This is a genomic window from Anaerotignum faecicola, from assembly GCF_003865035.1.
GTDB lineage: Bacteria > Bacillota > Clostridia > Lachnospirales > Anaerotignaceae > Anaerotignum_A > Anaerotignum_A faecicola.
This window is the reverse complement of record NZ_BHVZ01000014.1, coordinates 46,194-61,839: the sequence shown is the minus strand read 5'-3', so window position 1 is coordinate 61,839 and position 15,646 is coordinate 46,194. Positions and strand designations below refer to the sequence as shown.

17 protein-coding genes, 1 pseudogene and 1 other annotated feature are annotated in these 15,646 nt (G+C 48.2%); of the genes and pseudogenes, 6 read left to right on the top strand and 12 right to left on the bottom strand.

Going from position 1 to position 15,646, the window contains the following annotated elements; genetic code table 11:
• The 6 genes from EJE48_RS10295 to EJE48_RS10275 form a co-directional block, all read right to left on the bottom strand.
• Complete coding sequence (locus EJE48_RS10295) at nucleotides 1-681, bottom strand: TIGR01906 family membrane protein (RefSeq protein ID WP_118581089.1); 681 nt, start codon at nucleotides 679-681, stop codon at nucleotides 1-3.
• Nucleotides 682-684: 3 nt separating this feature from the next.
• Complete coding sequence (locus tag EJE48_RS10290) at nucleotides 685-987, bottom strand: hypothetical protein (protein WP_118581092.1); 303 nt, start codon at nucleotides 985-987, stop codon at nucleotides 685-687.
• Between the two features lie 314 nt (nucleotides 988-1,301).
• Nucleotides 1,302-1,478 (bottom strand): hypothetical protein, encoded by a 177-nt coding sequence (locus tag EJE48_RS12375; RefSeq protein ID WP_170158625.1) that lies wholly within the window; start codon nucleotides 1,476-1,478, stop codon nucleotides 1,302-1,304.
• Nucleotides 1,465-1,845 (bottom strand): sulfite exporter TauE/SafE family protein, encoded by a 381-nt coding sequence (locus EJE48_RS10285; protein WP_207667388.1) that lies wholly within the window; start codon nucleotides 1,843-1,845, stop codon nucleotides 1,465-1,467. The genes EJE48_RS12375 and EJE48_RS10285 overlap by 14 nt, the downstream gene beginning before the upstream one ends.
• Entirely contained in the window at nucleotides 1,842-2,201 is a 360-nt protein-coding gene (locus EJE48_RS10280) for a sulfite exporter TauE/SafE family protein (RefSeq protein ID WP_118581095.1), read from the bottom strand. The genes EJE48_RS10285 and EJE48_RS10280 overlap by 4 nt, the downstream gene beginning before the upstream one ends.
• A gap of 126 nt (nucleotides 2,202-2,327) precedes the next feature.
• Nucleotides 2,328-2,690 (bottom strand): hypothetical protein, encoded by a 363-nt coding sequence (locus EJE48_RS10275; protein WP_118581098.1) that lies wholly within the window; start codon nucleotides 2,688-2,690, stop codon nucleotides 2,328-2,330.
• Between the two features lie 254 nt (nucleotides 2,691-2,944).
• Between EJE48_RS10275 and malQ the strand changes: the two genes are divergently transcribed.
• Together malQ and asnB are read left to right on the top strand one after the other, a co-directional pair.
• Nucleotides 2,945-4,573, top strand: coding sequence for a 4-alpha-glucanotransferase (malQ, locus tag EJE48_RS10270; protein WP_118581101.1), 1,629 nt, complete (start codon nucleotides 2,945-2,947; stop codon nucleotides 4,571-4,573).
• An 83-nt stretch (nucleotides 4,574-4,656) separates the two neighbouring features.
• Nucleotides 4,657-6,477, top strand: coding sequence for an asparagine synthase (glutamine-hydrolyzing) (gene asnB, locus EJE48_RS10265; RefSeq protein ID WP_124984551.1), 1,821 nt, complete (start codon nucleotides 4,657-4,659; stop codon nucleotides 6,475-6,477).
• Nucleotides 6,478-6,526: 49 nt separating this feature from the next.
• Here asnB and EJE48_RS10260 read toward each other — a convergent pair whose 3' ends face one another.
• The 5 genes from EJE48_RS10260 to EJE48_RS10240 form a co-directional block, all read right to left on the bottom strand.
• Nucleotides 6,527-7,411, bottom strand: a complete 885-nt coding sequence (locus EJE48_RS10260) for a DMT family transporter (RefSeq protein ID WP_160117353.1) — start codon at nucleotides 7,409-7,411, stop codon at nucleotides 6,527-6,529.
• A 108-nt stretch (nucleotides 7,412-7,519) separates the two neighbouring features.
• Nucleotides 7,520-7,867, bottom strand: coding sequence for a CD1247 N-terminal domain-containing protein (locus tag EJE48_RS10255; RefSeq protein WP_118581107.1), 348 nt, complete (start codon nucleotides 7,865-7,867; stop codon nucleotides 7,520-7,522).
• A 41-nt stretch (nucleotides 7,868-7,908) separates the two neighbouring features.
• The gene (gene efp / locus EJE48_RS10250) at nucleotides 7,909-8,472 is read right to left on the bottom strand and encodes an elongation factor P (RefSeq protein WP_118581110.1); all 564 of its coding nucleotides are present in this window, start codon (nucleotides 8,470-8,472) and stop codon (nucleotides 7,909-7,911) included.
• Nucleotides 8,473-8,611: 139 nt separating this feature from the next.
• Nucleotides 8,612-9,121, bottom strand: a complete 510-nt coding sequence (locus tag EJE48_RS10245) for a YqeG family HAD IIIA-type phosphatase (protein ID WP_124984549.1) — start codon at nucleotides 9,119-9,121, stop codon at nucleotides 8,612-8,614.
• Nucleotides 9,122-9,124: 3 nt separating this feature from the next.
• Nucleotides 9,125-9,469, bottom strand: a complete 345-nt coding sequence (locus EJE48_RS10240; RefSeq protein WP_016407054.1) for a NifB/NifX family molybdenum-iron cluster-binding protein — start codon at nucleotides 9,467-9,469, stop codon at nucleotides 9,125-9,127.
• 141 nt (nucleotides 9,470-9,610) lie between these two features.
• On the opposite strand from EJE48_RS10240, the gene EJE48_RS10235 reads away from it, so the two are divergent.
• On the top strand, nucleotides 9,611-10,726 hold the full coding sequence (locus EJE48_RS10235) for an aminopeptidase (RefSeq protein ID WP_016407053.1): 1,116 nt from the start codon (nucleotides 9,611-9,613) through the stop codon (nucleotides 10,724-10,726).
• A 48-nt stretch (nucleotides 10,727-10,774) separates the two neighbouring features.
• On the opposite strand, the gene EJE48_RS10230 is transcribed toward EJE48_RS10235, so the two are convergent.
• Entirely contained in the window at nucleotides 10,775-11,086 is a 312-nt protein-coding gene (locus EJE48_RS10230; RefSeq protein ID WP_118581113.1) for a barstar family protein, read from the bottom strand.
• Nucleotides 11,087-11,306: 220 nt separating this feature from the next.
• Nucleotides 11,307-11,550 (top strand) — a binding site (T-box leader).
• Nucleotides 11,551-11,641: 91 nt separating this feature from the next.
• On the opposite strand from EJE48_RS10230, the pseudogene metG reads away from it, so the two are divergent.
• The 3 genes and pseudogenes from metG to EJE48_RS10215 all read left to right on the top strand — a co-directional run bounded on the left by metG (nucleotide 11,642) and on the right by EJE48_RS10215 (nucleotide 15,605).
• Nucleotides 11,642-13,620, top strand: a pseudogene (gene metG / locus EJE48_RS10225) (methionine--tRNA ligase).
• A gap of 2 nt (nucleotides 13,621-13,622) precedes the next feature.
• Nucleotides 13,623-14,387: a TatD family hydrolase gene (locus tag EJE48_RS10220; RefSeq protein WP_118581119.1), complete on the top strand. Its 765-nt coding sequence runs from the start codon at nucleotides 13,623-13,625 to the stop codon at nucleotides 14,385-14,387.
• 420 nt (nucleotides 14,388-14,807) lie between these two features.
• Entirely contained in the window at nucleotides 14,808-15,605 is a 798-nt protein-coding gene (locus EJE48_RS10215; RefSeq protein ID WP_016407049.1) for a G5 and 3D domain-containing protein, read from the top strand.
• The last annotated feature ends 41 nt before the right edge of the window (nucleotides 15,606-15,646 follow it).

The window sequence follows — 15,646 nt, the reverse complement described above, 5'->3', positions numbered from 1 at the left end:
TTATTTCAGCCTTCGCCGCAGTGCGCCTGCCATCAGCCAGAACAGAAGGCTGACCGCCAGAAACATTCCTGCAATCCGCAAGGCAGTATCCCGAAAAAACCCTTCGGGCACAATGTTGATTAACAAATCCGTTTTCGGATTCAAATACCAGTCCATGTTATCGAAAAAAATCAGATGGAAATAGGTGAAGTATTTTGTGAAATCCATCGAAATCAAAGCTCCAAGCCCTAGCATGGTGCAAAGCACTCCCGCAATGCCCCACTGCAGCATCCTAAGAAGTACCGCCTGTCTTTTTTTCAAACAAAGAAACGCCGCCGCCAAAACGCCGACAAATACCGCCCCTCTGCGCAGTGCCAGCCCCTGCAAAAACAGCTCCCGTACATCCTGCATGTGGCGTTTTTCCTTGGCATTGAAAAATTCCCTCTGCACGCCGCCGATGACGGCTTCCACATTCAGATTTTCCCTGTCGCCCTTCAGATAGTCCATCATTTCATCCGTCACAGAAAGCAAATCAGACAGCCTCATATCCACGCGCTCTGTGACCGCATATTTCTGATATTCCTTCGCAAAGTAGCCATCCACCCGATACAGCAGTGTTTCCGTTACGGTAATCAGCACTGCAAACAGCAGGCAGAAGGCAACCAGAAGCCCCAGAATATGATAAAAAATCTTCGTAAGCATTTTTTATAACATCAGCTCCCTTGGATTGGCAGGATTTCGCCCCTCCTCCTGCGCTTTTTCCGCCATAAAAAGAAGTAAATCCACTGTTTCCTCTCTGCCCATGGCAATGCCTGCAATTTTCGCAGGGCGGTTTTTGTTTCTGGCATGAAGCAGCTCATGGGAGGAAAGCAGCTCCAATCTGTTTTTGTCCTCAAAATAGACGATGCAGTACAGCCGCAGGACAGGAACCTCACGACGCAGACTGTAAACAATGGTTTCCAAATCCGTCACATTGCCGCCGACAAATAAATTTTCAATCAATTCCATAGTCCCACAGCCCCTTTCGTCCGTTTTGAAAAACACCTATAGCTTCGTTTAGTATACCATAAATTTCAAAACGGGAACAGGCATTTTCTTTCTTTTCAAAAAAAGAGCCGTTTCCTTACGGCTCTCAGATTGTAGATAAAGCTATTTTGATGCCGCGGAAGGGCTTGGGGAACGAAGCGTTCCCCAACTGGAATCCGCAGAGGGGGCTTTGCCCACTTGAGGAAAATAGGGAGTTTCAAGGTGCTTGTCACCGCCGGAACTCATCTGTTTATTCTTCTGTCTCAACAAGTCGAAATCCTGATTTCGACTTAAGCTCACAGCTTCGCTAATACTGCTTCCAGCTCCTCCAACTTTTCTATCGGATACATCCGCAGCAGCTCCTTGTACTGCGCTGTACTCAGCCCCGGCGTTTCCGTATAAATCGCAATCTTGCCTGCCACATCCGTCTGTGCAAATTTCAGCTTGAGTTTCATAAAATCATCCCTTTGCATGTGTATCCTCTCCTTTTTTCTTCTTGAAAATTTCACTGAGCCCCATCAACAGCAGAAAGCCCCCAAACAGCTTTTTCAGTATCTCCGATTCCAGCGAAACCGCCAAAAATGCCCCTGCCGCCGCCCCTGCCAGACCCAGAAGTGCAAGCGGCTTTGCGGTTTTCAGATCTAGCGTTCCGTTTTTATGGTGCGTAATGAGCGCCACAACTGCCGTTGGGATAAAATAAATCAGATTCACGCCCTGTGCCTGCTGTTGGTTCACCTCTGTCAGAAAAAGCAGCGCCGGAATCAGAATGGTGCCGCCGCCAATTCCCATGCCGCTGATGATGCCCGAAAAAAATCCAATCGCCGCAACGCCCCACATCATAAGATTAACCTCACTGCCGCCGCAAGCATGAATGCCCCGAAAATGCGGTGCAGCCATACACCGCTGACACGCTGCAGCAGCTTCGCCCCGACAAAGCCGCCGACCAGTCCCCCTGCCGATGCCCAGAGCGCAATCCTCCAGACTGCGCCCAAATCCGCTTTCCAGAGATAAACTCCCAGTGAGAGCAGGGATAAGGGCAGAATCACCGCAATGGCGGTCGCATGCGCCTTATGCTCCTCCTCCCCTAAAAACCGCTCCATCGCCGGCACCACGATTGTGCCGCCGCCACTGCCGAATAAGCCATTTGCAAAGCCTGTCACAAGACCGATTGCCGTCCGTTTGCATTTTTTTGTCAAAACCGCCGCCCCCTTTCGCCCTTAGTATGGAAAATCAACCTTTTTTTATGTATGTCTTTTCCGTTCCGTTTTCCATTTTCAAAAAGAAAAAAGCGTAAACGGAGATTCTCCGCCACGCTCTCTTTCTTAATCGACCACTTTGTTGGTGTTGTTTTCTGTTTTGCTGCCGGCCTTGCTGTCCTTATCCTTTGTTTTTCTGTCCTGCCCCGTCAGATCATCCCAGGTGTCCTCTAAATCCTGCCCAAGAGTAGTACCGGTGCTGTCATTTCGTGTGCCATAGGTGGTATAATTCGCACCATTATAGCCGTCCATGCTCCTGCCGCTGTTGATGCCGTAGCCGTCCCAGTAGGCTGCGCCGCCGTTTGCATATCTTCCGTTGTTATAGTCATCCATCGTGCCGCCCAAATTCGCTCCTGCGTTGCCGCAGCCGCCGAGCAGCAGCATCACTGCCGCCAATGCGGAAAAAAGTCCTGCCCTTCTGCCAAACATAAAATCCCTCCCAGATATTTTTGATATTTTTGTTGCAATGCGTTTTGATTGCCTTGTTATTGTTTCCGTTCCCTGCACGAAAAACCCCGTCTTTTTCTGGCAGAGCCTGCAAATTTTAACAAAAAAACGTGCCTGCTCATATCATGCCTTGCGGAAGAAAATATCTGCTTCGCAATTGCTTTCTTCCCCTGCAAACATGGTATAATAATAAAAATATTGTTTGAAATTTGATTTTGAAAAAGGAGTGATCCTCTATGGCAAACAGAAAAAGCGGTATCCTCCTGCACCCGTCCTCCCTGCCGTCGGCATTCGGCGTGGGTGATTTCGGGCAGGCGGCATATACCTTTCTTGATAGGCTCGCAGAAGCCAAGCAGACCCTCTGGCAGATTCTGCCTCTCGTCCCCACCGATGCAGGCGGCTCACCCTATTCCAGCGCCTCCGCCTTTGCCGGCAATCCCCTGCTCATCAGCCCGGAGCTGCTTCTGGAAGAAGGTCTGCTGAGCGAAGCGGATTTGCAGAACGCTTCCGTTCCCCCTGCCGCAAGGGTTGATTACGAAAAAGCGGCGGCGGTCAAGCTACCCCTGCTCGAAAAGGCCTTTCAAGCCTTTCAGCAAAAGGAAGCCCCTGCGGATTATGCCGCCTTTCAGGCTGAGAATGCCTACTGGCTTGCAGATTACGCCCTCTATACCGCACTGAAGCAGCATTTTCTTTCCGTCCGCGCCACAGAAGAAGCCGCTGAGGGCTTCGACCTGTTCTGCGAGGAATGTGCAGGGCTTTCCCTTTCCGAGGAAAAGCTGCATGAATATTATGACAATGTTTCCTGGGTCTCCTTCCCACGCGGATTGAAAAGGCGAAACGCTCTTTCTCTGAAAAAATGGAGAAGGCAGCTTGCACCTGCCATCGAAAAGGAAATTTTCCTGCAATATATCTTCCAAAAGCAGTGGCAGGCAGTGAAGGCCTACGCCAACGAAAAAGGCATTTCCGTCATCGGGGACGCGCCCATTTTCGTCTCCTATGACAGCGCAGATGTCTGGGCGCATCAGAAGCTCTTTCGTCTGGACAGCAAGGGCTTCCCGACCTGTGTCACCGGCGTGCCGCCCGATTATTTCAGTGAGACGGGACAGCTTTGGGGCAATCCGCACTATGCTTGGCGGGAGCACGAAAAAACAGGCTTTGCGTGGTGGCTTTCCCGTATCCAAAAGAATTTGCAGGATGTCGATATCCTTCGCATTGACCATTTCCGCGGCTTTTCCGCCTGCTGGGAGGTCGCATTTGGGGCAGAGGATGCACGCGGCGGCAAATGGGCTTCTGCCCCCGGCGAAGCATTTTTTACCCTGCTGAAAGAAAAGCTCGGCTCTCCTCTCCCCCTCATCGCGGAGGATTTGGGCATCATTACAGATGAGGTTGCCGCCTTGCGCGACTTTGCAGGACTCCCCGGCATGCGGATTTTGCAGTTTGCCTTCGGGCAGGAAAAAAACAACCCCTATCTGCCCCATTGCTACGATAAAAATACCATTGTCTATACCGGCACGCATGATAATGACACCACAAACGGCTGGTATCAAGCGGCAACAGAGCAGGAAAAGGATCACTACCGCCGCTATCTGAACGTGGACGGCTCCAATGCGGCATGGGATTTTATCCGCCTTGCACTTTCCTCTCCTGCGGATACTGCCATTTTGCCCCTACAGGATGTGCTTTCCCTCGGCACAGAGCACCGCATGAATATTCCCGGCACAACAAAGGGCAACTGGAGCTTCACCTTCTCCTTCGATTGGTGGCAGGAGGGCTTTTCCGAAGGGCTGCGCTATCTTTCCGCCCTTTTCGGCAGAAATGAGCAGGCAGAAAAAGCAGCGGAGGAAACCGACGAATTTCTCCGTTAAGTTGCTTTTCCCCTTCCTTTGTGCTACAGTAATAAGATGTAAAAATATGTGCAAAAACCTTTTCTGAAAGGGAGGAAAAATATATGTGTGGCTTTTGCGGCTTTACCGGGCAAATTGCTTCGCCCGAGGAAATTCTGGAATCAATGAAAAATAAAATCATCCACAGAGGGCCTGACAGTGACGGTTCCCATCTGGATGACGGCATTGCCATGGGCTTTCGCCGTCTCAGCTTTGTGGATCTGGAGGGCGGCAGTCAGCCCATTTATAACGAAACAAGAGATATGGTTATCACCTTCAACGGCGAGATTTATAACCATAGAGAATTAAGAGAGGAGCTAGAAGCCAAGGGGCACGTCATGGGCAGCCGCGCCGATACCGAGGTGCTGATTCACGGCTACGAGGAATGGGGCGAGGAACTTCTGCAAAAGCTGCGCGGGATGTTTGCCTTCGTTATCTGGGACAAGAAAAACAAATCCATCTTCGGCGCAAGAGACTTTTTCGGCATCAAGCCCTTTTATTACACCATTGCCAACGGCAATCTGATTTACGGCTCCGAAATCAAGGCAATTCTGGCGCACCCCGATGTCAAAAAAGAGGTCAATCCCATTGCACTGGAAAATTATCTGACCTTCCAGTACAGCGTTCTGGAGGAAACCTTCTTCAAAGGCATTTTCAAGCTGATGCCTGCGCATTGCTTCACCTTCAAGGACGGCAAAATGGATATCAAACGCTATTGGGAGCCTGTGTTTGAGGCAGACCACAGCAAATCTCTGGAGGAATATGTGGATGAAATCGATGCAGCTATGCAGGATTCCATCAAGGCGCATAAGGTTGCGGATGTCGAGGTCGGCTCCTTCCTTTCCAGCGGCGTGGACAGCTCCTATGTTGCTGCCTGCTTCCATGGAGACAAGACCTTTACCGTCGGCTTTGATTACGAAAAATATAACGAAATCGACTATGCGAAAGCATTGTCCGAAAAAATCAAAATTGATAACTACAGCAAGCTGATTTCCAAAAAGGAATACTGGGATTCCATCCCCACCGTGCAGTATCACATGGACGAGCCTTTGGCGGATGCCTCTGCCATTGCACTTTATTTCGTCACAAAAACCGCATCGGAGCAGGTAAAGACCTGCATGAGCGGCGAGGGCGCAGATGAGCTGTTCGGCGGCTATAATATCTACCGCGAGCCGCATGACCTGCTTCCCCTGACACGCCTGCCCCGTCCCATCCGTAAGGGTCTGGGTGCCATGGCGCAGAAGCTGCCGAAAATGAAGGGCAAAAACTACCTCATCCGCGGCAGCAAGGATTTGCAGGAACGCTTTATCGGCAACGCCTTCATGCTCAATGAGGCAGAACGCGAGCGCATCCTCAAGCACCCTACGGGCAAATACCCCCATACCGCGCTGACAAAGCCCTTCTACGATAAGGCGAAGGACCTGGATGATGTCACCAAAATGCAGTATATCGACATTCATTTCTGGCTGATTGGGGATATTCTTCTGAAAGCCGATAAAATGAGCATGGCGAACTCCCTTGAGGTGCGTGTGCCTTTTCTGGACAGAGTTGTGTTCGATGTAGCGCGTAAGGTTCCGACAGAATACAAGGTCAATAAGGAAAATACGAAATTTGCCATGCGGCAGGCGGCACACCGCTATCTGCCCGATATGGTCGCAGAAAAGAAAAAGCTCGGGTTCCCCGTTCCCATCCGCATCTGGCTGAGAGAGGAAAATTACTATAACATGGTAAAGGAAGCCTTCCATAGCCCCGCGGCAGAGGAATTCTTCAAGGTAGACGAAATCATGAAGTATCTGGACGAGCATAAGGCAGGGAAGGCGGATAACAGCCGTAAAATCTGGACAATCTATATGTTCCTCGTTTGGCATAAGCAGTTTTTTAATTAAGGCAAAAACAAAAAAGACCGATTTCTCAATGAGATTTCGGTCTTTCTTTTTATGCCTGTTTTCTTTTCAAAATCTCCTTCCAGTTCAGCACCGAAAGTAGCACCGCGCCAAACACAATCAATCCCCCAATCAGCACGCGCGTGGTAAAGGGATCACCATACAGCACCACGCCGCAGAAATACCCAATCACCGATTCCATGGAAAGCAGCACCGCCGAATGGGTATCGGAGGTATATCTCTGCGCGATATTCTGTAAGGTATACGCCCCAACCGTATTCACAATCATCAGATATGCCATCGCACCCACACCGACAAGCGGATACGCCTGCGGCATTTCTCCCAGAATCAGCATTGTGATAAGGGAAAGTCCTCCTGCTGTCAGATATTGATAAAAGGACATCGCCAGAGGGCTCACCTTCTTCGCACAAATCCCCGTTGCCACAATCAGAAACGAATACACCAGTGCAAACAGCAGCGAAAGTGCATCCCCCAATTCCACACGCAGAGAACCACTCAGAGAAATCAGCCCAATTCCGAAAAGCGCCATTGCCCCTGCGGCAAAAGCCTTATTCTGTGGACGCTTGCGCAGCACAAGCCACGAAATAAACGGCACAATTACCACATACGTTGTCACCAGAAACGCCTGCTTCGAGGGCGTTGTGTAGCGCAGCGCAATAATCTGCAGCGGCTGTGCCAAAAAGAGCAGTCCGCCCAGAATCATTCCCGCCTTGATATCCTCTTTCATACTGCTCTTTACTGCGCGGCGAAACAGAAGTCCCATCCAGAACGCCGCTCCCAGAAACCGCACCGCCATAATCCAAAAGGTCGGGAACGCCTTTGCCGCCATATCCCCTGCGACAAAGCCCATCCCCCAGAAGGTCGCCGCCAGCAAAAGCGCAAAATCCGCCAGCAGCATTTTTTTCTTCTCGTCCATCTCTTTGCCTCTTTCTAATAGGAAAAAAGGTGTAACCCTATCATTGGGATTACACCTTAGCTTCTTCATACTGCCTTCTCGCCTGCGGCGAAGGCGCAGTGTTATTTTTTAGAACTGCAAATCATCCATATCCGCGGAACCAATCGGCACTGTTGCGCCACAGCCGGGACAGGGAATTTCCGTCTGCATCTCCATGGTCTGTTCGTCTACATCGAGCTCCTGTCCACATGAAGGGCAGTTAAAGGAATAGAAGAAAATGGGCTCATCTGTTTCGTCCAAATCCTCATCCTCCATCACGAGGTCCTCATCATCCATGAAGGTTTCCAACATGAAAGCCATGTCATCCAGAACATCCAGAATCCCATGGAAAATCTTTCCTTCCTTGCTCTCGGCAGGAAAATCACTCCCATCACAAAGACCTCTCAGATAGGTAATCTTCTTTTCAAAATATTCCATTTGTCATAGCCTCCAAATCAAATGCAAGTGTCTGTTCAGAATTATTCTTTGGATCTGCCCAGATATTCGCCTGTTCTTGTGTCAATCTGAACCCTTTCACCGGATTCGATGAACAGAGGAACCTGAATTACCAGACCTGTTTCAACAGTAGCGGGCTTCAGCGCACCCTGTGCTGTGTTGCCTGCGAAGCCGGGCTCTGTATCTGTGATAACCAAATCTACGAACTGAGGTGCTTCTACCAGGAAGGGAGCGCCTTTGTAGAACTTAATGGTTGCTTCATCATTTTCTCTCAGATATTTCAGTGCTTCTTCTACCTGATCATGGTGCAGAGGAATCTGGTCGAAGGTATCGTTGTCCATGAAGTAGTACAACTCACCGTCATTATACAGATACTGCATCTTCTTTGTTTCAATGTGCGCCTTGGGGAATTTATCGTTGGGGTTGAACGCTTCTTCTCTTGTAGCACCTGTCAGAATATTTTTGTATTTTGTTCTTACGAAGGGAGAGCCTTTCCCGGGCTTAACGTGCTGGAAGTCCAGAATTACATGGGGCTCACCGTTCATTTCAAAAGTAATGCCTTTTCTAAATTCACCTGCAGAAATCATGATATTTCCTCCTCAAATTATTTATCATTTTTATAAATCCAAAATCGATGTTTATTCTATCGTTCCAAAAATAAACATATCCTTTTATATTCTAATAGATGAAGCTGCATTTTTCAATAAAAAATTAAAAAAACAATGCTTATTTCCCGTATTTCTTGAAATAAACCTTCATCACCTGACGCTCTGCACCGCGTTTTACCTTTGTAATGAGCTGATCCCGGTTGCAGATGGGCGCAGTCATGATGCAGAGCAGTCCGCCCCGATGTCCACACCACATGTCCGTAAAGACCTGATCGCCGACCATGGCAGTGGTTTTGGGTGTTGTTCCCATGATTTCCATTGCCCGATTCAGCTTCTTGATGCCGGGCTTGCCTGCCTTATGGATTGCCAGCGCACCAAGCCTGCGGTTAAACAGCTGCACACGCTCCTTGGTATTATTGGACAAAATGCAAAGCTTAAATCCCTCTTTTCGCAAAAAAGCAAACAGCTCCACAATTTCCTCATCCGGCTCTGCCACATCGAAGGGCGTAACGGTGTTGTCAATATCGAACACCAGACCGCGGATGCCCAGCTTTTTCAAATCCTCCAAGGGCAGCTCAAATACAGATTTCACATAAATATCCGGAAAAAAACGTTCCAGTAGTGCCATAGATTACTCTCCTTCTCTGCCTGCTTTCCAGTAGGCGTTTTCATCAATATCCCCCAAACGCTCGCCGCTGAGATAGCGAATCATCACATCATCCACCTCGCCAAGCACCCCATAGGTCAGCTCAATTCGCTTTGCCCGCAGGATATTGCGGGCGGAGGAACGGATGTTGCCACAGATAACGGCGTTGATATCCTGCTCTGTCAGAAAATCCGCAATGGCGGTTTTCCCAAGCGGAACAACCTCCTTTTTCTTCACCAGCTCGATTTCTATTTCATAAATCGTAAATTCCGCCGCACGGCTGTACTGCGGATCGATTCTGTTGTTTTTTGTGGGAATTGCAACACGCATCAAAAATCCCCCTTTCTTGCCATATTTTATTATTTTATCTTTTTTCGCCTATGTTTGTCAATTTCTTTGCGTATTTTCGTAAAACATTGTACAATACTATGGAAGAAAGCCGTTTTTACGGCACGAAAGGAGCTTGTTCAAATGGATGAAAGAATCAAAACATTAGCATATAACCTCGTGCATTTTTCCTGCAAACTGGAAAAGGGCGAAAAGGTCTGGATTTCCTGCAACGGCGTGCATCCGCTGCCGCTGGTAAAGCAGATTATCAAGGAGACCTACAGGGTGGGTGCAATCCCCTTTGTAAAAATGATGACAAACTCTCTGGAACGGGAGCTGCTTCTGGGTGCAACCGAGGAGCAGCAGAAAATCATGGCAGAGGTGGACTGCCGCCTGATGGAGCAGATGGATGCCTTCATCGGTGTGCGTGGCGAGGACAACCTGACGGAGCAGTATGATGTGCCGACAGAAAAAATCGATATCCAGAACCGTTTGTATGATGACCCTGTGCATCATCAGATTCGTGTGCCACATACAAAATGGGTGGTGCTGCGCTACCCCACAAACGCCATGGCGCAGTCCGCCAAGACCTCCTTGGAGGATTTCGAGGATTTCTATTTTAATGTATGCAATCTGGATTACGGCAAAATGGGCGATGCCATGGAGCATCTGGTGGAATTGATGAACAAAACAGACCGCGTGCGTCTGGTGGCAAGGGATACGGATATTTCCTTCTCCATCAAGGATATTCCTGCCATCAAGTGTGCCGGCGGCTGCAATATCCCCGACGGCGAGGTTTATACCGCACCGGTGCGTGATTCCATCAACGGTGTGATTACCTATAATACCCCCTCCGAATACAACGGCTTTACCTTTGAAAATGTACGCCTGACCTTCAAGGACGGGAAAATCGTGGACTGCGACGGGAATGACAAGGAGCGTCTGGAAAAGGTATTCAACACAGACGAGGGTGCAAGATATGTGGGCGAATTTGCCATTGGCGTAAACCCCTATATCACAAAGCCCATGAACAACATTCTTTTCGATGAAAAGATTGCGGGCTCTATCCATTTCACCCCCGGCAACTGCTACGAGGATGCCCCCAACGGCAATAAATCCGCCATCCATTGGGATCTGGTGCTGATTATGACACCCGAATACGGCGGCGGCGAAATCTGGTTTGATGATGTGCTGATTCGCAAGGACGGCAGATTTCTTCTGCCCGAGCTGGAATGCCTGAACCCCGAAAATCTGAAATAAGGCAAATGAAAAAGGATACCCGAAACACCATGCTTCAGGTATCCTTTTTTAATCTTTGATTTTAAATCTGACTTTTATTTTAAAATCCTTATAAAAATTCTCAATATCATAAAATACTCCCATGATTTTATCAAGAAAATATTCTCTTATGTCCTTTGGCAGCTGATATACCCCTCGAATGATAATAGCAGTCGTCGTTTCCGGCTTCCAGGAACCGATATAATCACACCCCATATCCCAGAGTGCATCCAGATTTTCTCCATAAAAGCCGGGAAAATGAAATGTATCTCTAATCCTCCAATGTACTTCCGTAATATATTTACAGCCTGTAAAATCCAAAACAATCTGTCTTTCTTCCATTTTATTCCTCTCACTCGACTTTTATTTTCTGCTCCGATTGCTTTTCATGTTTTCCAGTTTACACTTTTCATACGATAAAAACAATCCTCTCCTTTCAAAAAGAAGCACACAGGAAACAAAGCGTTTCAGCTTTTTCCGTAGAAAAGGAAATTTTTAAATTCCTTCTCACTGTATCCATTGACAGAAAAGAGGGAAATATAGTAGAATGAAATTTATTAGAACAAGAGCAATGAAAAGGAGAGTAGGCGACAACGCTATGCCACAGAGAGCCTCGGCAAGCTGAAAAGAGGCGCAGGAGCAACCGCTGAAGATGGCCTTGGAGCTTCGCACCGAATATCCCCCGGATTATAAGGCTGCGACGGGCGCGCCCGTTATTGCGCAGGAGTCCTTTGGACTTCATGAGGTTTTTTCCGCGAGGAAAAAGCGAAGTAAGGTGGTAACACGGCAAAACGCCCGTCCTTTCAAAAGAAGGACGGGTTTTTTATTGGCAAAAAGCCTTACGGATGGTTTGGTTTTTACTTATTATAATGAAAACAATAAAAAGGAGAGATACTTGTGGCTAAAGAAAAATTTTATATCACCACTCCCATTTACTACCCCAGTGATAAGCTGCACATCGGTCATTCCTACTGCACAGTAGCGACAGACACCATGGCACGCTACAAAAGACTGCGTGGGTATGACGTAATGTTCCTGACAGGGACGGACGAGCACGGGCAGAAAATCGAAAGAATCGCAACCGCACAGAACATGACCCCCAAGCAGTACACCGATAAGGTGGTTGCGGGTATTAAGGAGCTGTGGAAGCTGATGGAAATTTCCTATGACAGATTCATCCGCACCACAGACGATTACCATGTGAAAGCCGTACAGAAAATCTTCAAGCAGCTGTATGATCAGGGAGATATCTACAAATCCGCTTATGAGGGCTGGTACTGTACCCCCTGCGAATCCTTCTTCACAGAAACACAGCTGAAGGACGGCAAATGCCCCGACTGCGGACGTGACGTAGAACTTCTGAAGGAAGAAAGCTATTTCTTCCGTCTTTCCAAATACGGCGACAGAATCATCAAATATTATGAAGAAAATCCCGAATTCCTGCAGCCCAACACACGCCAGAATGAAATGATTGCAAACTTCCTGAAGCCCGGTCTGGAGGACTTAGCGGTTTCCCGTACCTCCTTTAAATGGGGCGTACCCGTAGACTTTGACCCCAAGCATATTGTATATGTTTGGGTTGATGCACTTTCCAACTATATTACCGCTCTTGGCTATGGCAGCGACAACGATGCGGACTACAAAAAATACTGGCCTGCGGATGTGCATGTTGTCGGCAAGGAAATCGTGCGTTTCCATGCAATTATCTGGCCCGCCATGCTGATGGCACTGAATATTCCTCTGCCCAAGAAGGTATTCGGCCACGGCTGGCTGGTTATCAACGGCGGCAAAATGTCCAAATCCGTCGGCAACGTGGTTGATCCCGTTGTTCTGGTGGAAAAATATGGCGTGGATGCCATCCGTTACTTCCTGCTGAGAGAAATCGCTTTCGGGCAAGACGGCAACTTCACAAACGAAGCACTGATTCAGCGCATCAATTCCGATTTGGCAAACGATCTGGGCAACCTCGTTTCCAGAACCGTTGGCATGATTGAAAAATACTTCGGCGGCAAGCTGCCCGCAGACAGAACCGAAACTGCTTTTGATGCAGACCTCAAGGCAATGGCTGCGGCAACCGTTCCCAAGGTAGAGGAAAAGATGGACAACATGCTTTTCTCCGATGCTTTAATTGAAATCTGGAACCTGATTCGCCGCACCAATAAATATATCGACGAAACACAGCCTTGGGTACTGTGCAAGGATGAAGCAAAGAAGGCAGAGCTGGCAAATGCGCTCTACAATGTTGCGGAAAGCATCCGTATCATCTCCATTTTGATTCAGCCCTTCATGCCCCTGACCCCTGCAAAAATCTGGACACAGCTGAACATTACAGAGGGCGCGCTGACCGATTGGGAAAGCACAAAGACATGGGGTCTGCTGCCTGCGGAGCTGACTGTTACAAAGGGCGAAACCCTTTTCCCTCGTATTGATATGAAGAAGGAGCTGGAATCTCTGGAGGCTGCCATCAAGGCGGCACAGGCTACCTCCCTTGCAAATCAGGCAAAGAAGGAGGAGCCCAAGAAAGAGGCTCCCGAGGAGGAATATCCTGCCGAAATCACGATTGACGATTTCTGCAAGGTACAGCTGAAGGTCGGCGAGGTCATCGAAAGCAAGGAAGTACCCAAATCCAAAAAGCTGCTGCGCAACGTGGTAAAATTCGGCGAGGAGGAAAGAGTCATCTTCTCCGGCATTAAGGACACCTATGCCCCGGTGAGCTGGTTGGCAAGCGCGTTGTGGTTGCCTACAACCTCAAGCCCAGAAAAATGATGGGCGAAATGAGCTACGGCATGATTCTGTGTGCGGAAGACAAGGACGGCAAGCTGTCTATCCTCACTACAGATGATAAGGACTTTGAAAGCGGCAGCAGCATCAGCTAATTATGAATTATTTTGATTCTCACGCACATTATGACGACAAGAGATTCAAGCAAGACAGAGAGGAGCTCCTGCGGGAGCTTCTTCCTTCTTGCGGGGTAAGCAATGTCATCAATGTCGGCTGTGATGTGAAAAGCTCCGAAATGAGCATCCATCTGGCTGAAAAATATGACTACATCTACGCTGCCGTCGGCGTACACCCCCATGAGCTCTATGATATGTCCTCACAGACGATTGCGAAGCTGAAAAAGCTGAGTGAACATAAAAAGGTCGTTGCCATCGGGGAAATCGGTCTGGATTATTATTATGATACCCACCCGAAGGAATTACAGCGCTTCTGGTTTCGTCAGCAGCTCAGACTGGCGGAGGAAACCAATCTGCCTGTTATCATTCATTCCAGAGATGCGTCACAGGAAACCTTTGATATCATCAAGGCATCCTCTGTGCGCCGCGGCTCTATCCACTGCTATTCCGGCTCTGCCCAGATGGCACTGGATTATGTGAAAATGGGCTTTTCCATCGGCGTTGGCGGCGTGGTGACGTTCTCCAATGCAAAAAAGCTGGTGGAAACCGTTGCGGCAATCCCTATGGAAAGCATCCTCATTGAAACAGATTGTCCGTACCTCGCACCCAATCCGAACCGCGGCAAAAGAAACGACTCCACAAACCTGAAATATGTGGTCGAAAAAATTGCGGAAATCAAAAATCTGCCCCCCGAAACGGTCGCAGAAATTTCCGAAAAAAACGCGAAATCTTTATTTTTTAAATAATTTTTCGAAAAAAATTTTCGACAGAATCCTTAAAAATCCGAAACTCTCAGAAACCCTGTAAAATCAAGGTTTCCGAGAGTTTTTCTTTGCAAAATGATTGCAGATTTTCGCTATTTCTTTTAATAATAATTGCAATATTTTTTAAAAAAGGTTGCGTAATTGTTACAAATGTGTTAATATATGCAACGTAGAAAGAATAAGATATATCAGAAGAACGATATGTCTTTTATTTTTTGCAGTCAATCAAAAAGCGTAAACATTATGCGGAAGTGACGACTCCCCGTGTAAATAGACTGCGACTGTCCCCCATTCACGGACAGGTCAAGGCATAATCTAATGTCTATCATCGAATAACTACAGGAAACGAAATCCCCTGCCATCCCACAAAAACGGCAGTACGGCTCGTTCAAGGAGGTAAAAATGAAAACACATCTTAGAGTATTTGCTATCGTAGTATTTATATTGGTAATCGGCTGCGGAACAGCATCTGCTTACAGCAAATCCGAATCTATGCAATCTGTAGTCATCAATATGGATGGCGCACCCCGAATGGTTTCCACCGATAAGGAAACCGTAGGTGAGCTGCTGGAGGATCTGGCGGACACCATTGACACCGAATTCTATCTGGAGGACGCAAAGGAAAGCGACCCCATCGAAGCAATGATGACACTTTCTCTGACATCCGTCACAGAAAAAACAGTCGCAACCACAGAAGCGATTGCTTACAAAACAGTAGAACGCACAAACAGCTCCCTGAAAGCCGGCGAAAGCCGCGTGGTGCAGGAGGGCAAGGAAGGCGTTGCATCTGTCATCAAAAAAGAAATCTACCACGGCAGCGAGCTGGTGGATACACAGTTTGTTGAGAAAAAGGTAGTCACAGCAGCACAGGATAAAATCGTTGAGGTTGGCCCCAAGAACGTCGTAAACGGCATGAGCTACTCCAAAGCCATCAGTGCAAAGGTAACTGCTTATACCCCCTATGACGCAGGCTGCACAGGCATCACAGCTACCGGCACAAAGGCAGGCTACGGCACTGTTGCTGTTGACCCTCGTGTGATTCCCCTTGGATCCAAGGTTTATATCCCCGGCTACGGCACAGCGATTGCCGCAGATACCGGCGGTGCAATTAAGGGCAACCGTGTAGACGTTTGCTACGGCTCCAAATCCGAGGCTTATGGATGGGGTGTCAGAAACGCAACCGTTTATGTTCTGAAATAAAAGAGAGCGCAAAGAGTAAATCCAACCGGATTTACTCTTTT